This window comes from Holophagales bacterium (assembly GCA_016699405.1).
Taxonomy (GTDB): Bacteria; Acidobacteriota; Thermoanaerobaculia; order Multivoradales; family JAGPDF01; genus JAAYLR01.
Genome location: CP064972.1, coordinates 3,205,205 through 3,223,838, shown reverse-complemented (window position 1 = coordinate 3,223,838; position 18,634 = coordinate 3,205,205). Strand labels below are relative to the sequence as shown.

The 18,634-nt window shown below is 69.9% G+C and carries 15 protein-coding genes and 2 tRNA genes; 5 read left to right on the top strand and 12 right to left on the bottom strand.

Translation table 11 applies throughout. From position 1 onward, the window contains the following. Positions 1–73: 73 nt before the first annotated feature. Positions 74–2,848, top strand: a complete 2,775-nt coding sequence (locus tag IPJ17_13285) for an EAL domain-containing protein (protein QQR72478.1) — start codon at positions 74–76, stop codon at positions 2,846–2,848. Between the two features lie 160 nt (positions 2,849–3,008). Here the strand turns inward: IPJ17_13285 and IPJ17_13280 are convergent, their stop codons facing one another. The 6 genes from IPJ17_13280 to IPJ17_13255 form a co-directional block, all read right to left on the bottom strand. Then, positions 3,009–4,343, bottom strand: coding sequence for a tetratricopeptide repeat protein (locus IPJ17_13280; protein ID QQR72477.1), 1,335 nt, complete (start codon positions 4,341–4,343; stop codon positions 3,009–3,011). After that, positions 4,325–6,871 carry a SpoIIE family protein phosphatase gene (locus IPJ17_13275; protein QQR72476.1) on the bottom strand — a complete coding sequence of 849 codons (2,547 nt, stop codon included), beginning with the start codon at positions 6,869–6,871 and terminating at the stop codon, positions 4,325–4,327. The genes IPJ17_13280 and IPJ17_13275 overlap by 19 nt, the downstream gene beginning before the upstream one ends. Before the next feature lie 95 nt (positions 6,872–6,966). Next, on the bottom strand, positions 6,967–7,251 hold the full coding sequence (locus tag IPJ17_13270) for a hypothetical protein (protein ID QQR72475.1): 285 nt from the start codon (positions 7,249–7,251) through the stop codon (positions 6,967–6,969). A 59-nt stretch (positions 7,252–7,310) separates the two neighbouring features. Continuing rightward, positions 7,311–7,387, bottom strand: a tRNA-Glu gene (locus IPJ17_13265). A gap of 16 nt (positions 7,388–7,403) precedes the next feature. Further along, a tRNA-Lys gene (locus IPJ17_13260) sits at positions 7,404–7,479 on the bottom strand. A 57-nt stretch (positions 7,480–7,536) separates the two neighbouring features. Then, a complete protein-coding gene (locus tag IPJ17_13255; protein QQR72474.1) occupies positions 7,537–8,871 on the bottom strand; it encodes an adenylosuccinate synthase in 1,335 nt (444 codons plus the stop codon). 119 nt (positions 8,872–8,990) lie between these two features. On the opposite strand from IPJ17_13255, the gene IPJ17_13250 reads away from it, so the two are divergent. Beyond that, positions 8,991–10,547: a hydroxymethylglutaryl-CoA reductase gene (locus IPJ17_13250; GenBank protein ID QQR76169.1), complete on the top strand. Its 1,557-nt coding sequence runs from the start codon at positions 8,991–8,993 to the stop codon at positions 10,545–10,547. Between the two features lie 32 nt (positions 10,548–10,579). Here IPJ17_13250 and IPJ17_13245 read toward each other — a convergent pair whose 3' ends face one another. The 6 genes from IPJ17_13245 to IPJ17_13220 all read right to left on the bottom strand — a co-directional run bounded on the left by IPJ17_13245 (position 10,580) and on the right by IPJ17_13220 (position 15,304). Continuing rightward, positions 10,580–11,887, bottom strand: coding sequence for a patatin-like phospholipase family protein (locus IPJ17_13245; protein ID QQR72473.1), 1,308 nt, complete (start codon positions 11,885–11,887; stop codon positions 10,580–10,582). Between the two features lie 13 nt (positions 11,888–11,900). After that, positions 11,901–12,317, bottom strand: a complete 417-nt coding sequence (locus IPJ17_13240) for a phasin family protein (GenBank protein ID QQR72472.1) — start codon at positions 12,315–12,317, stop codon at positions 11,901–11,903. Between the two features lie 44 nt (positions 12,318–12,361). Further along, positions 12,362–12,754, bottom strand: coding sequence for a phasin family protein (locus tag IPJ17_13235; protein ID QQR72471.1), 393 nt, complete (start codon positions 12,752–12,754; stop codon positions 12,362–12,364). Further along, entirely contained in the window at positions 12,754–13,275 is a 522-nt protein-coding gene (locus IPJ17_13230; GenBank protein QQR72470.1) for a polyhydroxyalkanoate synthesis regulator DNA-binding domain-containing protein, read from the bottom strand. Before IPJ17_13230 ends, IPJ17_13235 begins: the two co-directional genes overlap by 1 nt. Before the next feature lie 84 nt (positions 13,276–13,359). Then, complete coding sequence (locus tag IPJ17_13225) at positions 13,360–14,418, bottom strand: ArsA family ATPase (protein QQR72469.1); 1,059 nt, start codon at positions 14,416–14,418, stop codon at positions 13,360–13,362. 10 nt (positions 14,419–14,428) lie between these two features. After that, entirely contained in the window at positions 14,429–15,304 is an 876-nt protein-coding gene (locus IPJ17_13220; GenBank protein ID QQR72468.1) for an ArsA family ATPase, read from the bottom strand. A gap of 90 nt (positions 15,305–15,394) precedes the next feature. Here IPJ17_13220 and IPJ17_13215 point away from each other — a divergent pair, with 90 nt between their 5' ends. The 3 genes from IPJ17_13215 to IPJ17_13205 all read left to right on the top strand — a co-directional run bounded on the left by IPJ17_13215 (position 15,395) and on the right by IPJ17_13205 (position 18,521). Further along, the gene (locus IPJ17_13215; protein QQR72467.1) at positions 15,395–15,649 is read left to right on the top strand and encodes a ferredoxin family protein; all 255 of its coding nucleotides are present in this window, start codon (positions 15,395–15,397) and stop codon (positions 15,647–15,649) included. Positions 15,650–15,788: 139 nt separating this feature from the next. After that, positions 15,789–17,405: a succinate-semialdehyde dehydrogenase (NADP(+)) gene (locus IPJ17_13210; GenBank protein ID QQR72466.1), complete on the top strand. Its 1,617-nt coding sequence runs from the start codon at positions 15,789–15,791 to the stop codon at positions 17,403–17,405. A 21-nt stretch (positions 17,406–17,426) separates the two neighbouring features. Further along, complete coding sequence (locus IPJ17_13205; protein QQR72465.1) at positions 17,427–18,521, top strand: SDR family oxidoreductase; 1,095 nt, start codon at positions 17,427–17,429, stop codon at positions 18,519–18,521. The last annotated feature ends 113 nt before the right edge of the window (positions 18,522–18,634 follow it).

The following is an 18,634-nucleotide window of genomic DNA, read 5'->3' as shown; positions in this document are numbered from 1 at the left end:
CCGCCGGAAGTTGGCGGCCGGAGGTGAACCGGCCACCGCTTCCGGCTAGACTCGCTCCGACACGGAACCCACGATGCCCGAGACGGCACCTGCCGCGACGCGTCCAACCGCGCCCCCCACTCCCGCGGGAGTGGAGGCCCGGCGCTCGGCCGCCGCGCGCTGCCGCTGGCGGCCGGTCCCGTTCGTCCGCACCCTCGCCGGTGGTGGGTCGCTGCCGTTTCGCAACCGTGCGCTGCTCTTCGGCGTCGGCGGGCTGTTCACCGTGGTCTGCATCTTGTCGAGCCTGGCGATGGTGCGGCTCGACTGGAACGGGCTGCCGCTCGCCATCGGACCGCTCCACTTCTACGTCACGATCTACCCGCCGCTCGTCCTTTGCACGCTGGCGCTCTTCTGGCTGGGCCTGCCCTGGGCCTTCATCCCGGCGTACCTCGCGACGCTGGTGGGGGCGCTCGGCGGTGGCATGGACCCCCTCTGGGCGCTCCTCTTCGCCCTCGCCGACCCGCTCGGTCTGGCGGTCTACGCCCTCGCCTACCGCGCCGCGCCTCTGCGCTTCGATCTGCGCACTCCCGCCTCCTTCTTCTGGTACGTGGCCTTCTCGGCGGGCGCCGCGCTCGCCGGTTCGAGCGGTTCGTTCATCTGGGCCCACACGCGCGCCTTCGGCCCGCTCGAGACCTTCGCGCTCTGGGAGGGCTGGTGGATCGGCGCCCTGTTGCAGTCCCTGTTCATCGCGGCCCCGGTCCTCGCGCTGGCCAGCCCGCGCGTCGTCGCCTGGCGCGACCGCTGGATCGCCGATCCGCCGCGGTCCCGGGCTTCGGTGGGCTGGCTCATCGGCATCGCGGTGGCCAGCACGGCCATCGTGGCCATGTTCATTTGGACGAGCGGCCGGATGGCTCGCGAGCACATGGCGAGCTCGATCCGCGCCTCGGTGTCGCCTGAAGTAGCAGAGCGGGTTCGCGACGCGGTCTCCAGCCTCGACCTGCTCGTCCTGCACTGCCTCGCGCTGCTCGTCGTCGTCGCGCTCGGCGGGGTGCTGCTGGCGATCTCCTGGAACCGCGCTCTGCAGAAGGAGGTCGAGAACCGCACCGCCGAGCTGACCGAGAGCGAGGAGCGCTACGCCCTCGCCGCCCAGGCGGCCAACGACGGGCTCTGGGACTGGAATCTGGCCACCGGCCGGATCTACTTCTCGCCGCGCTGGAAGGCGATGCTCGGCAGGTCCACGAGCGAGCTCGGCGACGGGCTCGCCGCCTGGCTCGACTGCGTCCATCCCGACGACCGCGAATCGATGCGCGCCGCGCTCGAAGCCCACGTGGCCGGCCACACCTCCCATTTCGAAGGTGAGTACCGCCTGCGGCATCGCGACGGAACCGATCGCTGGATGCTGGTGCGCGGCCTGGCGGTGCGCGATCCTGCCGGTCGTCCGACGCGAGTGGCGGGATCGCAGACCGACGTGACGGAGCGCAAGAGCGCCGAGGAGCAGCTCGTCCACGACGCCCTGCACGACCAGCTGACCGGTCTGCCGAACCGGGTGCTGTTCCTCGATCGGCTGGCAAACGCCCTGTCACGGACGCAGCGCAACGCCGAGTACCTCTTCGCCGTTCTCTTCCTCGACCTCGATCGCTTCAAGGTGATCAACGACAGCCTCGGTCACGCCGCCGGCGACCGGGTGCTCGTGGCCGTCGGCGAGCGTCTCGCCCGCTGCCTGCGGCCGGGGGACACGGTGGCTCGCCTCGGTGGCGACGAGTTCGCGATCCTGCTCGACGACATCCACTCCGTCGAGCAGGCGAGCGAGGCGGCCAGACGGATCCACACCGAGCTCGCCATGCCGCTCGATCTCGCCGACAACGAGGTCTTCACCACGGCGAGCATCGGCATCGCGACCTCGCGGACCGGCTACTCCAAGCCCGAGGACGTGCTGCGCGACGCCGACACCGCGATGTACCGCGCCAAGAACTTGGGAAAGGCGCGGCATCAGGTCTTCGACACCGGGATGCACGCTCGCGCGATGAAGCTCCTGCTGCTCGAGAGCGATCTGCGGCGCGCGGTCGAACAGCGGTCGTTCGAGCTGCGGTTCCAGCCGATCGTCGCCCTCGCCGACGACGCGCTGTCCGGCTTCGAGAGCCTGCTCCGCTGGACGCATCCGACCCGCGGGGCGGTGCCGATCGAGGAGTACCTGCCGCTCGCCGAAGAGACGGGGCTGATCGCCCCGCTCGGCTGGTGGGTCCTCGAGGAGGCTTGCCGTCGCCTCGTCGAGTGGACCCGCAGCCACCCGTGGATCGCGAGGATCACGATGAGCGTCAACCTGTCGGCGCGCCAGCTCGCCCAGTCCGAGCTCGCCGAGCGGGTGGAACGGGCGCTGGCGATCTCCGGCCTCGCGCCGGAGCGCCTGCGGCTCGAGGTGACCGAGAGCGCGATCATCGATCACACCGAGATCGCCTCTGGGACGCTCGCTGCGCTGAAGCGACTCGGCGTCGGTCTCGACCTCGACGACTTCGGGACCGGGTACTCGTCGCTCTCCTACCTCCATCGCCTGCCGATCGACCGCGTCAAGATCGACCGCTCGTTCGTCCGCGGAATGCTCGACGCCGCCGACAGCATGGAGATCGTGCGGGCCATCGTCGGGCTCGCGCACGGCCTCGGCCTCGAAGTGGTGGCCGAAGGGATCGAGGATGCCGCTCAGGCGGCGACCCTGCGCTCGCTCGACTGCCCGCTCGGCCAGGGGTTCTACTTCGCGCCGGCGCTCTCGGAGAGCGATGTCCGCAGCCGCCTCGCGCGCGGTGCACGCTGGACAATCGATCCCCGGCCGCCGTCCGACCCGCCCCCGTCGATCGAGCCGTCGCCCGCGAGCTGATCCGCTCGGCTGGCGAGGGCTGCGGCGCTGCGATCACCCCTCCTGCAAGCTGACCGTCCGAGATCTGACACCGTCCGGGCGACGGCCCCCACGTGGTGAGCGCCCGGTGTCGACGGTAGCCACCGCCGGCGGTCCGGGAGCACGAACGGCGTCTTCCCCCTCACGTCCGGGGCGGGATGGCGATCAGCGCGCTCGCCTCCAGCGGAGCCAGCGACGGATTGACCGCCGCGACCTCGGCACGCAGCGCTGCCGCCGCCGCTCGATCTCCCGCCCGTTCGCGCAGGCGAGCCTGCAGCAAGCGGTCGGCGAGCTTGAGCAATCCACCGCTCGAATCGTTCCAGTACGGCGCCAGCGCATCGGCCTCGGCGAGCTTGGCGATCGCCGCAGCATCGTCACCATCGTAGGCTGCGCGGATCGCTTCCAGCTCGGCGAGGCGAACGGAGAGCACGAGTGCCTTGGCGCGGGCCCGGTCCGGAGTCGCCGCGAGGTCGGATCGCAGCTTCGCGAGCTGGGCCTCGGCCCGCGCGCGCTGTCCGCCGAAGAGCGCCAGACGGAAGGCCAGGATGTCGGCGGAGTCCTGCTTGGCGAGGCAGCTCGAGTCGACCGAGGTCCAGTAGGCGTCGAACTTGCCCGCGGCGAGCGCCACCCACCGATCCCGCTGACAGCGCATCGCCGTCGCGAGGTCGGCGTTGCAGTGCTGCTGCACGCGCGGCAGGAGCGCCTCCGTGGCAGCCGGGTCGTTCTGCAGCATCGCCAGGCGGTCGAGGTTCCCGTACGAGGCGCAGAAGTCCGGCCGCACGGCGAGCGCGGCTTCGAGCTCCCGGCGGGCCTCGTCGTAGCGTCCGCGCAGGATGAGCAATTCCCCCAGGGAGTCGTGCGGGTTCGCCTGATCGGGCGCGACGAAGGCGTAGGTCCGAAAGCGATCCTCGGCCTCGGCGAACCGTCCCTGGGCCATGGCGATGTACCCGAGGTGATTGTGGGCCATGACCCAGTTCGGGTCGTTGGTCAACAAGCGGCGATAGAGCTCTTCGGCAGAAGCCCAATCCTGACGTCCCCAGGCGTTGCCCGCGGCGAGAAAGACCGCCCACGAATCGCGGGGATGGTCGCCGAGATAGCGCTCCAGGATCCGGGCTCGCGCGGCATCGTCGGGGTAGGCGAGCAGATACTCGACGAGAAAACGCTCACGCCCCGTCAGGTGCGAGCGGTCGGCGGAGCCGAGCTCGCCCATCAGGCGCTTGCGCTCGCTCGAGCTCGACGAGGTGTCGATCAATTGGACCTTGGCGGCCACGAAGGTCGGGTCGAGCGCCAGCGCCTGCTCGAACTCGCGGTGTGCATCCTCGCGGTAGTACCGCATGAGGTCCTCGAGTCCGCGCTGGTAGGCCGCCAATGCCTCGGGGGAATCGGTGGTCCATTCCCGGCGAGGTCCGCGGAGGACGAGGAGGGCGGCCGCTGCGACAACCAGCAGGACCGCCAGGATCAGGACGACTCGGCGCATGGCGTGCTCTCCCGGTCGCGGGTGACCGCGACCAGTGTGATGTCGTCGTACGGTTCGGCGCCGCGAGTGAACCGGGTGATGGCGGTCAGCACCTGGTCGAGCACGGCGTCAGGATCGCGGGGAGCGGCGGCAAGGGCCGCCGCCAGCCGGGCGTTGCCGAAAGGCTCGCCTTCCGGAGAGAGTGCGTCGGTGGCCCCGTCGGAGAAGGCGAGCACCAAGTCTCCGGGGCCGAGCGGCCAGAGCCGGGCCTGGTACCCGCCGTCGAGCAGCGCTCCGAGCGGCAGGCGGTGCTCGGCGAGCGGCAGCTCGAGGACTTCGCCGTCGCAGCGCCGCACCAGCGGCGCCGGTTGACCGGCGACCAGGTATTCCAGCGCGCCGCCGTCGGCCGAGGCGGCGAGATAGCCCACCGCCACGAACCCCTTCTTGCTGCCGACGCGGTAGAGCCGGCGATTGGCCAGATCGAACAGCGTCGCCGGATCGCGGTAGGTCAGCGCCAGCGTCTGCATTGCCTCGTGGGCCGCCATCATGACAAGCGCTCCGGGGACGCCCTTGCCGGCGACGTCGCCGAAGACCACCGCGCGATCGCCGTTGCGTTGGCCGGGGAGTTGGGCGAAGAAGTCGCCGCCGACATGACGCGCCGGGCGACACCGCGCCGCCACCTGCCAACCGTCGGTGAGCTTCAGACGATCGGGCAACAGCTGGGCCTGGACACCGGCGGCGATCTCCAGCTCGCGCTCGAGCTCGGCCCGGCGTGCCCGCTCGTCGAGGAGCAGGCCGGTCTCCAGTGCGACCGCCGCCTGGCGGACGAGTCGGTCGATCAGCACCAGATCCTGGTCGTCGAGCCGGAGCTGTCCCGCGGTATCCGAGAGCACGACGAGGCCGAGCCGACGGCGCGGCGACGCGAGATCTCCCAACAGCTCGACCCCGCTCTGCTCGAGGAGCTGACAGAGGTCGGAGACACCCGGGACGGAAGCTTCGAGCGGCGAGAGCTCGCCGCGGTGAACGAGCCGTCGCAGCTCGGCCACTCGCTCCTGCAACTCCGGCAGGTAGGGCAACTCGGCGGGCAGCTCGACCGGACCGGCGACCCGCACCAGTCGCCCTTCCCGCAACAGGTACAGACCGGCGAACCGGAGTCCGGCAAGCTGCGGCAGACGCTCCACCAGATCCCGCACCACCCCTTGCAGGTCGACCTGCGCCGAGAGCGCCTGCTCCATCTCCCGCAGCGCGTCTTGCAAGCTGACACGGCCGGCGTACACCAGCCGATCGGCCCAGACGAGCGCGCGGCGGCGCAGCGGTTCGAGCGCCAGCACGATCACCAGGGCGAAGAGCAGCGGGAACCACGCCGTGCCGGCGAGCGCCGTGCCCTGCGCGATCCCGTTGAACGCGACGATGGCCAAGGCGTAGAAGCCGGAGAGCGCGGCGGTGAGAACGGTGTAGACGAGGCTCTTGCGCAGCACCAGGCGGATGTCGAGCAACTGGAAGCGGGCGATCGCCACGGCGAAGGTCAGCGGTACCAGGGCGAGTGGCGCGAGGACGACGAAGCGCCACGGCTCCCGGTGCAGCGCCGCGGGAAACGCCACGGCGGCGAAGAGGAAAGGCAGCAGTCCGAAGACCGAGCCGACCAGGACCAGCGTTCCGCCCCGCCGCAGCCGCGGGCTCGAGAGTCGCCGCGTGTTGAGCCCCAGGACCGTGAAACCGAGCAGGACGTAGCCGGCGAGAATCCACCAGTTCGCCGCGGGAGCCCCGCTGATCAGGGCGAACGGCTTGCCGCGCGAGACCGAAACCCAGATCGAGGCGACGAACGCCAGCGGGGGCAGCGTGTAGATCGCGCCGAGTCCCGCGACCCACCGCTGGCGGCGGCGGGTGAAATCCGGCTGCCCCACCCGCGGTCGCAGCGGGATCGGCTCCGGGAAGATCATGAAGAAGTGCAGGAAGCAGGCCGGCAGGAAGAGCAGCGCCAGCGTTCCGAAGTGGAGCGCGAGGGCGTCGATCCAACTGTAGGACGTCGGCCGCAGGCGGCAGACCAGGAAGGTCAGGAAGAGGACGGAGAGCAGGAAGAAGACCTGTGCCGGTCGCAGGTGCGGCTGGCGTCGGAGGACGAACGTCCCGACGCCGAAGAAGGCGAAACCGAGCAGGCAGGCGAAGAAGTAGGACGGGTCGGCCACGAAGCGTCGGCCGAGCTTGACGCGGACCTCCTCCACCCCTTCGGCTCGCCGAACGAGGTACGGCACGGCTTCGCCGATCTGCCGCCGGGCCAGCAGCTCGGCGGCGTGCACCGTCGAGCGCAGCAGGTTGCGGTCGATCCCGACGATCAGGTCGCCTGGGCGGATCCCGGCGAGATCCGCACCGGACCCGGCGACGACGTCGCGCACCCGCACCTGACCCGGGGCGTCGCCCTCGAGCAGCACGCCGTCGTAGGGTCGCGGCAGGAGCAGGTCGACGATCGACAGCGCGGCCACGGCGCAGGCCGCCAGCCCTGCGGCGAGCAGGATGGTCGTGGCGCTTGGGCGCCGGCGTGAGTCAGCCACCACGAGCTATCTACGATCCACCGGCCCCAGGGTTCCCTCGCGACGGGCGGTCGACGCGCGATCGGCATGCCGCCCGACCGCGCGTCGGTTCCCCGTCAGCGTTCGGCCCGGGGCAGGGCGGCGATGACCTGAGAGACAGCGGCGCGGAGCTCGAGGTCGCCAGCGCGGCCGAGAGTCGCTCGCAACCCCCGCGCGGCATCGACGAGTTGCAACAGCTCGCCCGCGCTCACTCGCGCCAGCACGACGAAGTCGCCTTCGGAACCGGCCGGAAAGCCGGCCGCGGTCAGCTGCGAGGCGACGAACGCCGTCTCGGCCTCGTCGGTCGCAGGAGACGACTCGGACTGCATCCTCGAAGGATCCGGCGGGGAGGTCAGGGACATGGTCGCGCTCCTCGATGCCGCGAGTCGAGCGGTCGACTCGACCTGCTGCCGAATCGACCTGGTACCCCCAGCGGGATTCGAACCCGCGTCGCCGCCTTGAAAGGGCGGTGTCCTGACCTGGCTAGACGATGGGGGCGGCACTCCTGCCGTCCTGGTGGGCCCTGAGGGACTCGAACCCCCGACCTACTGGTTAAAAGCCAGCAGCTCTACCGGCTGAGCTAAGGGCCCCGGACGCGGGAGTATAACGAATCACGCGCCGGACTCCGAGCCGTTGCCGCATCCCGGTCAGCCGCGGGCCGCGAGAACCGCCAAACGACCGGCACCGATCAACCGGTCGAGAGCCGGATCGTCGCGCAGGATCGTCTCTTCCCGACGCGGGCCGGTCGACACGAGGGCCGCCGGACAACCCAGCTCCTCCTCGAGGATCGCGACGTAGTCGCGCGCCGCAACCGGCAGATCGCCCCACTCGCGAAGACCGACCGTCTCCTGCTGCCAGCCGCGGACGACCCGATAGACCGGAACCGCCTCTTCCTGGACCCGCAGACTCGCCGGGAACTCGCGAAGGACCTCCCCGCGATGGCGATAGCCGACGCAGATCGGGATCTGTTCGAAACGGTCGAGCACGTCGAGCTTGGTGAGCGCCACCGCGCCGGCCCCGTTGATCCGGCGCGAGTAGCGCGCCGCCACCGCGTCGAACCAGCCGCAGCGCCGCGGACGGCCGGTGACCGTCCCGTACTCGTTGCCGCGACTGCGCAGGAACTCGCCCTCGTCTCCCTGCAACTCGCCGACGAACGGTCCGCCGCCCACCCGGGTGGTGTATGCCTTCACGACGCCCAGCACGCCATCGAGAGCCGTCGGCGGCACGCCGGTTCCGGTCGCGGCTCCCCCCGACGTCGCCGAAGAGCTGGTGACGAACGGGTAGGTTCCGTGGTCGACGTCGAGCAGCGCCCCTTGCGCCCCTTCGAAGAGCAGGCTCTTGCCCTCCTCGATCCAACCGAGCAGCAGCGACGAGGTGTCGCAGAGCAACGGCGCCAGGCGCGCCGCCCATTCGCGGCAGAGGTCGGCGAGCCGGTTCGGACCCACGGAGGGCTCGTCGCCGAGCGATTGGAGCTCGACGTCGACCCGGGCGAGCTGCGAGCGCAGCCGAGCCTCGAGATCGGGGTCGGCGAGCTCACCGAGCCGTACTCCGGCGCGGGACACCTTCGTTTCGTACGCCGGTCCGATTCCGCGCGCCGTCGTGCCGATCTTTCCTCCGCCCGCCTGGCGCTCGCGGGCCTGGTCGAGCCGGGCGTGACTCGGCAGGATGGCGTGCGCCCGGCTCGAGACGTGCAGTCGCCCGGCCGTCTCCACCCCGGCATCGTGCAATTTGGCGAGCTCGAGAAAGAGCGCGTCGGGAGCCACGACCATCCCGTTGCCGAGAACGCACTGGACGCCGGGATGGCAGATTCCGGACGGGATCAGCTGCAGCGAGAAGTGCCGATCCCCGAACTTCACCGTGTGTCCGGCGTTGTGCCCGCCCTGGTAGCGGACCACCGCATCGAACGCCGGGCAGAGAAGGTCGACGACCTTCCCCTTGCCTTCGTCCCCCCACTGCAGACCTACCACCACGAGATTCGGCATCGTCGCTCCGCGGCAATTCATCGCGAATGCTAGCACCGCAGCGAGCGGCGGGCCCCGACCCGGACCTGCGCTAAGCTTGCCCGCCAATTCCCGCCGGTCGCGTCCAAGGAGGCCTCGTGTTGCTCAAGATCCCGTCGCTCATCCTCAAACAGCTGTACACCTTCGGCAGCCTGGAGAACACCGCCGCCGGCGTCCGCTTCGCGGTGAAGAACCGTTTGAGCGATGCGGCGCTGGTGGGGGTCAAGCGGATCGCCATCGACGGCCAGGAAGTGCCCGTCGACCGCATCCACTTCGAGCTGACGAGCGGCGAGCGCGTGGCGGCCTCCACCCTCGGGGAGGGCAAGCCCCTCGCCTTCGCACTGCGCCAAGTGATCTACGTCGCCCTGGCCGGAATCGGACCGCTCGACAAGGGCAACCACGAGATCGCCATCGCGGTGAAGGCGACCCCGTTCGGCGACCTCGACTTCAAGGTCAACGACGCGATCGCCGAGGAGGTCGTCCGGCGGGTCGCGGTGCCGCTCGACAAGGAGAACAACTACTCGCCGGAGATCGTCCGCGCGCGCCAGCAGTTCGCCGAACAGTTCGCCGGGATCGAGCTCCGCCACCTGCCGCATTTCAGCTTCGCCCCGAGCAGCACCCAGGGCAACATCGAGAACTTCACCGGGGTAGCGCAAGTGCCGATCGGCCTCGCCGGACCGGTCAAGGTCAACGGCGAGTTCGCCCAGGGCGAGTTCCTCGTGCCGTTGGCGACCGCCGAGGGGACCCTCGTCGCCTCCTACAACCGCGGCATCAAGGTCCTCAACCTCTCGGGTGGTGTCACCACCACCGTCCAGGCCGACTGCATGCAGCGAGCGCCCGTCTTCGTCTTCGACTCGGCGCGCGAGGCACGCTCCTTCCTCGACTGGATCGACGAGAACATGGCGGCGATCCGCGAGGCCGCGGAGGCCTCTTCGTCGATCGCCAAGCTGCTCTACATCGACACCTACCTCGTCTCGAAGTTCTCCTACCTGCGCTTCAACTTCGCGACCGGCGACGCGGCCGGCCAGAACATGGTCGGACGCGCCACCTTCGCCGCTTGCAGCTGGATCCTCGAGCAGCCGTGGCCCAAGGAGTTCGTGCGCCGCTTCTATCTCGAGTCGAACCTGGCCACCGACAAGAAGGCGTCGCAGATCAACATCATGCGGACGCGCGGCAAGCGGGTGACCGCCGAGGCGACGATTCCGCGTGACGTCCTGGTGCAGAACATGCGGGTCGAGCCCGAATCCCTCGCCTACCACGCCCAGGTGGCCAACGTCGGCGCGATGCTCTCGGGAGCCAACAACAACGGCTGTCATTCGCCCAACGGCATCACTGCGATGTTCATCGCCACCGGGCAGGACGTGGCCAACGTCGCGGAGTCGTCGGCAGCGATCGTCTACACCGAGCTCACGCGCCAGGGCGATCTCTACATCTCGATCACCATCCCGTCGCTGATCGTCGCCAGCTACGGTGGCGGCACCGCGCTGCCGACCCAGCGCGAGTGCCTCGAGATGTTGGGCTGCTACGGCAGGGGCAAGGTCAAGAAGCTCGCCGAGATCATCGCCGCGGTGGCGCTTGCCGGCGAGATCTCGCTCGCCGCGGCCATCTCCTCGCTCGACTGGGTGTCGAGCCACGAGAAGTACGGTCGCAATCGCTGAGCCGGGGTGAGACGTCGCCCGGGCGGCAGCCGTCAGCTCGACACTTCGAGCTCGGCGCCGACCGGGCGACGGTCCGCTTCGTCCCCGCCTTCGCTCTCCTGCGCCTCCCGACGCCGGCGCACCAGTCGCTCGAGACGATCGAGGGCTTCGCCGAGACGCCCGCCGAGCGGGCTCGGCTCGCGACCCTCGGCGCTCACCAGCCCGACACCGCGCCACAGGTCCCGGGACGGCTCGGCGAGCCATTCCTCGCGCAGTCGCAGCCCGTGCCGGGCCAGCACCGGAGTGAGCTCGTCGCGCCGCCGCGAGAGCTCGCGACGCGTCGCCTGGTAGGCGTGGTTCGCCACCTGCTGGCGCGCCGAGAAGGAGAAGACGTTGGTGAAGAACATCAGGTAGTCGTCCTGCGCCGGCTCGATCAGCACGACGTCGGCCTGCGCATAGCGCTGCGCGTAGGTCGCCATGCCGACCCGCATCCGCGAGTGGATCAATGTCCGGAAGGTCTGCGAGAGCACCGTCGGCAATCCGCGCGAGACGAGCTGATCGCTCCCCATCAGGCCGGTGGTGATCACCCCGTCGGTGTTGACCGGCACGATCGGGTTGACGCAGAGCAGGAGGTCGACCCCGGCCTCCAGCGCCACCGAGGCGTGCAGGGTCTTCAGCAGCACGCCGTCGACGTAGTGCCGCCCGCCGATCTCGACCGGCGGATAGAGCCCGGGCAGCGCCGTCGACGCCTGCACCGCGCGCGAGATCGGGACGTCGTCCTGGTCGGCTTCGCCGAAGCGCACCGCCGAGCCGGAGTCGAGGTCGGCCGCCACCACCACCAGTCGCTGGGCGAGACGGCGGAAGTCGTCGGTGCGACCCTTCATCGCATAGATCTTCTGCAGATACTGGCGGATGGGCTCGTTGTCGAAGAGACCGATCGGCAGCGCCCGCGAGAGGCGCGTCATCGAATCGAGCAGCGTGCGGTCCCCCGGGTGGGCGAGGAAGTCGGTGACCGACTCGAGCAGCAGACGCGGAACCGCGAGCCCGCCGCGCAGGTATTCGCCGAAGGCGGGTGTGAAGAACGTCTCCGGGACGAACGGATGCTCGCCCGGTTCGTGCTTGACGATCGCCCGGCACATCTGCGCCGGGGTCAGCCGGTTGGCCAGGTTCGCGGCGATGAAGGCTCCGGCGCTGACCCCGACGTAGACGCCGAGACCGTTGAGGTCGAGCCCCTCGATTCCTTCCTCGAGAGCGCGGAGGGCGCCGATCTCGTAGATGGCGCCCTCCGGCCCTCCCCCGGCGAGAGCGAGGCCGATGCCCGGATGGGCGACCCCGCTCTCGCGCGTCGGCTGCTCGACCATGCGGCAGGTTCGCTCAGCCGCGGGTCGTGGACTTGGTGGCCTTCGGGGCCTTGAGCTTCTCGACCAGCGTCGTCAGCTCTTCGACCCGCGCGGTGAGGGTGGCGATCTCGTCCTTGCTCGGCACGCCGAGGCGAGCCAGCGCGGCGGTCACCTGGTCGTCGACCTTGTCGCCGACCTTGCCCGAGACCTCTTCGATCGCCCGGCCTGCCTTGCCGCGGACCTCGACCACGATGTCCTTGAGCTTGCCGAACTCCTTGCCGATCTCGGCCTTGCCACGCACCTCGTACTCCTCGCCCTTCTTGACCAGGCTCTTGAACAGCTTCGAGCCCTCTTCCTCGGCGAGCGCCAGGGCGCCGAGCCCGGCGAGCCAGACCTTGTTGACGGACTCCTTGAGCTCCTTGGGAAGCTCCGCGGACTTCTGCTTGACCATCGCGATCCTCTCTTTCTTTTACCGAACAGGGAACGACGCGGCGCTCAGGCCTGCGGCCCCATGGTTGCCAGCTTGGCGTTGAGCCGCTCGACGCGGTCGATCAGGTTGTGGACTTCCTTGCGCGACGGCACCCCGAAGCGCTCGAGCACGGAGGTCGCGACTGATTCGACGGCCTTCTTGGAGCGCGTCCCAGCGGTGCGCATGGCCCGCACCGTGCTGTCGACCCGCTCACCGGCTTCGCGCACCAGCTGCTCGGGATGGACGTCCTGGTCCTTCCCCTTCTCCACCAGCTTGTCGAAGGCACCCCAGGCGCCCTCGACCATCGCGCCGGCGAGCCCGAGGCCGGCGAGAAGGACGTTCCGTCCGCCGAACGCCAGGTCGTTGCCGACGCCCGCGGCGGTGTGAGTCAGCTCCTGCTTCATCTCGTTGAGTTTCATCACGCCTTCTCTCCCTTCTTGCGCCGCACCGTCCGCGCCTCGGCGGCGGCAGATTCGACTCCGCTCAGGACGACCTCACGGGACTCCTCGATCGGGCGGGAGCCGCTCGGCTCGCCCGCCTCGAGATCGGTCAGCGAGCCTTCCAGCTGCTCGAGCCGCGCACGCAGCCGATCCATCTCCTCCCGGGCGCGGCGCACCGGCCCGAGCCGGTCGAGCGAGCGCTGCACCAGGCGGTCGACGCCGGACTGGACCTGCTCGACGCCGGTGGTGACCGCCTCGCGACCGAAGCGCACCAGCTCGTGCAAGAGCTCGGCCGGCAGCGCCGCGGTGCCGCGACGCCCCTCGTCGAGGATGATCTGCGTCAGCGTCTGTCCCGTGACGTCCGAGCCGGACGCGTTGTCGACGACCTTGACCTCCTGCCCGGTGCGGATCCACTCGGCGAGCTCGTCGAGCGACACGTAACGGCTCTCCTCGGTGTCGTAGAGCTTGCGACTCTCATAGCGCTTGATCAGCCGGATCATGGGTTCCTCGCCAGTGTTGGTGAATCCGTCTTGCCGCATCGCGGCATCGTCGGAACGGAAATTACCGCACTGCGGCAAAACCTGTCAAGCCGGGTCGCGGCGAACTTCCCAGAGCGACGCGAGGCGGCCGGAGAGATCGGCGAGCGAGTCGAGCCCGCCGACCTCCTCGTCGATCAGCGGCAGGCTCCAGAGGGGGCAGGCGCCGTCCAGCCGTGCGCGCAGCTCGTCCACGCCCCGCCGGTCACCCGCCGAGAGGAATGCGAGCAGTTCCGGTGCCTCCTCCGGCAGCGGCCAGGGGTGAACCCGATTGACCAGGACGCCGAGGAGCCGGCAACCGGCCGCGCGCAGGTGGCGCGCGAAAAAGAGCGTCTCGGCGATCCGCTCCTCCCCCGGCCCAGCGACCAGGACGAAGCCGGTCTCCGACGACGTGAGCAGCCGCTCGACCGCGAGGGCTCGATCGCGGAAGCCGGCGAAGAGCGGGTCGAAGGCGGCGAAGAACTCGCCCATGTCGGCGACGAGGTCGAGTCCCACCAGATCGTCGATCGCCGCCGCGAGCCGGCGTTCGAGCAGCCGGCCGACCAGGGGAAGCCGGGCCGCCGGGGCGAAGCGTCCGTCGGCATCGAACCAGGGGCGCAGGGCGAAACGCACGGCACCGCTGTCGAGGAAGTCGACGACGCGGCGCGGTGCGGCCAGGAAGTCGAGCGCTTGCCGGGTCGGCGGCGTGTCGAGGACGATCCGCGCATGGCGGCCGGTGGCGCGGGCCTCGAACAGGCGTTCGACCGCCATGTACTCGAGAATGCCGGCGAGGGCTCCGCCGAGTTGACGATAGAAGCGATTCTGCAGAATCCGCTGGCGCGTCGCCGCATCCGGCGCATACCGATCGACGAGCCGGTCGAAGGTCGCCCGAGCGTCGAGCAGGCTCGCGTCGAGCCGGCCGCCGGCGGAATCCAGCGGGACCTCGACCTCGGAGCCGCCGCGCTCCCAGGCAATTCCCAGCGCCTGACGAAGCCGGTGCGAGGGGTCGAAGGTCATCACCAGGGTCGGCGTCCCGGAGCGTGCCGACGCCACGGCGGTCGCCGCCGCCAGCGTCGTCTTGCCGACTCCGCCGGAGCCGACGAAGAGCACGATCGGCGGGAGGCTCATTCCGCTCATCTCATTCCACCGCTTCCTCTTCGAATCGGTGCGAAAGCGCTTCCATGAGCTCAGGACCCCGAGGAAGCGGGAGCCACGGGAGCTCGAGCCGCGCTCCCCCGTCCCAACCTTCGCGCAGCCGCGCCCGCTGCCGCTCCTGCAGGGCCTGCCGACGCCTCCAGAGGCGCAGAGCGGGCGCCTCGTCGGCCGACGGAGCCGACGTTTCGCCGACGATGACCTGGTTGACCACGAGCAGTGCCGGCCGGACGTCGAGCTCCGCGCGCAGGGTCGCCGCGAGCTCGAGCGTCTCGTCCACCGCCATCTCCTCCAGTCGGGCGACCAGGACGACACGCGTCCGGCGAGGGTCCGCCACGAGCGCCGACAGGCGTGCCGCAAGGCGCGAAAAGGGGCCGCTCCGCACCGCCTCGGCCACCAGACGCGGGGCGCGAAGCTGGGCCAGCGCGTGCCCGCTCGCCGCCGCGTCGACGACGACGTGGTCGAATTCGCCCTCCAGCGAGCGCCTCACGTGTTCGAGCACGGCGAGCTCCTCGAGACCCGGAGCACCGTCGACGAAATGCTGGTAGATCGGACTGGCGAGCACACGACGCGCGAGCCAACCGAAGGGGAGGCGAGCGCCGATCTCGCCGTCGACGATCTGCCGCGGCCGGAGGCTTTGCAGAACCAACCTGTCGACGACCGGCACCGGGGCTCCCCCACTCGGTGCGACACCGGCGAGCTGATGCAACGACTCGCGCGGATCGACCTCGAGCAGCAAGACGCGGCGCCCCTGCCGGGCGAGCTGCCGCGCCAGCGCCGCCGCCACGACGCTCTTGCCGACGCCGCCCTTGCCGGTCGCGAGCAGCAACTCCCCGGTCGCGACCGTGGCGAGCGGTCTCACGGCCGCTCAGCCTTCGGTTGTGGGGCTTGGGCCCGGCGATATAATGCCGGCCTGATCGCGCGACCGATCCCGCGCGGGGGAGAGAGCCACATGACTCATATCATCGCTGAGCCCTGCCTCGGCACCAAGGACACCGCCTGCGTGGATGTCTGCCCGGTCGACTGCATCTACGGCAAGTCCGAGGATTGGGAGATCCTCTACATCCATCCGGAAGAGTGCATCGACTGCGGCCTCTGCGTCGACGCCTGCCCGGTCAAGGCGATCTTCCCGCTCGAGGAGGTTCCGGCCGAATGGAAGCACTGGATCGCCAAGAACTACGAGCACTTCGGACTGACCCCTCCCTGACCTTCCCCAGTTCCGTCGCGGCACGAGAGGACGCCCCCGGGCGTCCTCTCGTCGTTTCGGCCCGACGACGAGACGCCGCAGCGCGGCATTTCGATGCCGCAGTTTGACGTCGCCCGCCGAGCCGTGCCATTCTGGACCCATGGCGACCCCTGCGAAGACGACCGAAACTGCTGGCCCTCTTGAAGTTGCACGGACCGTCCGCCGACCGCGCGGCTGGAGCGAGATGATCCGCGCGCTCGCCGCCCGGGTGGCCGGACCGGCGCAGCCCACCGCCTGGGACTCTGTCGTGTCTCCGCTCGACGGCGAGTTGATCGGCAAGCTGCCGCGCTGCCTGACGCCCGACATCGACGAAGCGATTCGCCGCGCTCGCGGGGCTCAGGACGACTGGGCCCATCGCACGGTGGCCGAGCGCGGGGAGGTCTTCCTGCGCTTCCACGACCTGATCCTCGAACGACAGGAGGAGATCCTCGATCTCGTCCAACTCGAGACCGGCAAGGCGCGCAAACACGCTTTCGAGGAGGTCGCCGACGCCGCCATCGTGGCGCGCTACTACGCACTCCACGCCGACGAGCACCTCGCGCCGAAGCACCGGCGCGGGGCCCTGCCGGGGCTGACCACGGCCTGGGAGTATCGGCATCCGAAGGGCATCGTCGGCCTCGTCGCGCCGTGGAACTACCCGCTCTCGCTGTCGGTCTCCGACGCGATTCCGGCTCTCGCCGCCGGCAATGCGGTCATCGTGAAGCCGGATCGCCTGACGCCGTTCACCGCTCTCTGGGCCTTTTCCCTGCTCGAAGAGGCCGGACTGCCACCGCATCTCGTCAAGGTCGTGACCGGCGAGGGGCGCGAGCTCGGCCCCGCCCTGGTGGAGGGCTGCGACTACCTCTCCTTCACCGGCTCGACCGCGACCGGCCGGAAGATCGGCAGCCTCTGCGGCGACCGCCTCATCGGCTGCTCGCTCGAGCTCGGCGGCAAGAACCCGATGCTGGTTCTCGCCGACGCCGACTTCGACGCCGCCGTGGCCGGGGCGATCCGCGGGGCGTTCAGCAACGCCGGTCAGCTCTGCATCTCGATCGAGCGACTCTTCGTCCACGAATCGCTCTACCACCGCTTCGTCGAACGCTTCGTCCGTGAGACCCGCGCCATGCGCCTCGGCGTCGGACTCGACTACTTGAGCGACATGGGCGGCCTGACCTCCGCCGACCAGCTCGCCAAGGTGAGCGCTCACGTCGACGACGCCGTCGCCAAGGGCGCGAAGCTGCAGTGTGGCGGGCGGCACCGCCCCGACCTCGCGCCCTACTACTACGAGCCGACGATCCTCACCGCGGTCACCCCGGAGATGGAGCTCTTCGCCGAGGAGACCTTCGGTCCGGTCGTCGCGGTCTACTCGTTCGAGTCGGTCAACGAGGCGGTCGAGAAGGCCAACGCCAGCCGCTACGGTCTCAATGCGAGCATCTGGACGCGCGACGTCGACCTCGGCGTCCGCGTGGCGACGCGCATCGAGGCCGGCACGGTGAACGTCAACGAGGCCTACGCCGCCACCTGGGGCTCGGTCGACTCGCCGATGGGCGGCTTCAAGGACTCTGGGCTCGGCCGTCGTCACGGCGCCGAGGGCATCCTCAAGTTCACCGAGGCGCAGACGGTGGCGGTGCAGCGCGGGTTGCCGATCGGCGCCCCGCCCGGCGTGACCGACGAAGTGTTCAGCCGCACGCTGAGCCAGGCGCTGAAGCTGCTCAAGCACGTTCCCGGCCTGCGCTAGCAGCGCCGATTCGGAGGGATCATGTCGAAGATCTTCTTCACCGGCTTCCCGGGCTTCCTGGGCGTCGAGCTCGTCCCCCGCGTCCTCGCCCGCGCCCCGCAGAGCGAGGTCGTCTGTCTCATCCAGAGCAAGTTCGCGCCCCTGGCGGCGCGCCGCGTCGCCGAGATCGAGCGCCGCGATGCGGCCTTCGCCGGCCGGATCCGCCTCGTCGAGGGCGATATCACGCAGCCCGGACTGGGGCTGCCGGCCGATGCACTCGCGGCACTCGCCACCGACACCAGCGAGATCTTCCACCTCGCCGCCGTCTACGATCTTTCGGTCCGCCGCGAGGTGGCGGTACGAGTCAACGTCGACGGCACGCGCAACCTGCTCGATTTCGCCGCGCGCTGCCCGGCACTCGCTCGCTTCCAGTACGTCTCGACCTGCTATGTCTCCGGCCGCTACCCTGGGATCTTCCGCGAGGAGGACCTGATCAAGGGGCAGGTCTTCAACAACTTCTACGAGGAGACCAAGTTCCTCGCCGAGGTCGAGGTGCGGGAGCGGATGGAGAAGGGCCTGCCGGCGACGATCTATCGTCCGGCGGTGGTCGTCGGCGACAGCCGCACCGGCGAAACGCAGAAATACGACGGTCCCTACTACGTCATGCGCTGGCTGCTCCGGCAGCCCGGGATCGCGCTGCTCCCGGTCGTCGGTGACACCCATCGCTCGCGCTTGAACCTGGTGCCTCGCGACTTCGTCGTCGAGGCGATCGACTACCTCTCGGGTGTCGCCAAGTCGCTCGGCAAGACCTACCAGCTCGCCGACCCGGAGGCGCTGACCATCGACGAGGTGATCCAGGCGATGGGCAAGGCCACGGGACGGATGGTCCTCCGGCTGCCTCTGCCGCTCTCTGTCGCCAAGAACGCGATCGACCACGTCCCGGGTGTCTACGCGCTCCTGCAGATCCCGTCGAGCTCCGTGGACTACTTCGTTCACCCGACCTACTACGCCACGGGGAATGCCACCGCCGATCTCGCCGAGGCGGGGCTGAAGGTTCCGGCGCTGACCTCCTACCTGCCGGTGCTGGTGTCCTTCATGAAGCGTCATCCGGAGATCGCTTCCGACGCGATGGTCTGACGCCGCCTCCGAACCACCGACACGCCAAGCGAATTGCCCCGCACCGCCCCGGCTGCCCTCGCGGCCGGGGCGGTGCGCTATCGTCGGACGGCTGCCCGTTCCACCGGAGGAGA

Excerpts from the sequence above, each read along its gene's own strand:
- IPJ17_13240 (QQR72472.1), bottom strand. The coding sequence starts at position 12,317 with ATGGTCAAGCAGAAGTCCGCGGAGCTTCCCAAGGAGCTCAAGGAGTCC.
- IPJ17_13210 (QQR72466.1), top strand. The coding sequence starts at position 15,789 with ATGGCGACCCCTGCGAAGACGACCGAAACTGCTGGCCCTCTTGAAGTT.
- IPJ17_13270 (QQR72475.1), bottom strand. The coding sequence starts at position 7,251 with ATGTCCCTGACCTCCCCGCCGGATCCTTCGAGGATGCAGTCCGAGTCG.
- IPJ17_13285 (QQR72478.1), top strand. The coding sequence starts at position 74 with ATGCCCGAGACGGCACCTGCCGCGACGCGTCCAACCGCGCCCCCCACT.
- IPJ17_13215 (QQR72467.1), top strand. The coding sequence starts at position 15,395 with ATGACTCATATCATCGCTGAGCCCTGCCTCGGCACCAAGGACACCGCC.
- IPJ17_13205 (QQR72465.1), top strand. The coding sequence starts at position 17,427 with ATGTCGAAGATCTTCTTCACCGGCTTCCCGGGCTTCCTGGGCGTCGAG.
- IPJ17_13230 (QQR72470.1), bottom strand. The coding sequence starts at position 13,275 with ATGATCCGGCTGATCAAGCGCTATGAGAGTCGCAAGCTCTACGACACC.
- IPJ17_13255 (QQR72474.1), bottom strand. The coding sequence starts at position 8,871 with ATGCCGAATCTCGTGGTGGTAGGTCTGCAGTGGGGGGACGAAGGCAAG.
- IPJ17_13235 (QQR72471.1), bottom strand. The coding sequence starts at position 12,754 with ATGAAACTCAACGAGATGAAGCAGGAGCTGACTCACACCGCCGCGGGC.
- IPJ17_13225 (QQR72469.1), bottom strand. The coding sequence starts at position 14,418 with ATGAGCCTCCCGCCGATCGTGCTCTTCGTCGGCTCCGGCGGAGTCGGC.
- IPJ17_13245 (QQR72473.1), bottom strand. The coding sequence starts at position 11,887 with ATGGTCGAGCAGCCGACGCGCGAGAGCGGGGTCGCCCATCCGGGCATC.
- IPJ17_13280 (QQR72477.1), bottom strand. The coding sequence starts at position 4,343 with ATGCGCCGAGTCGTCCTGATCCTGGCGGTCCTGCTGGTTGTCGCAGCG.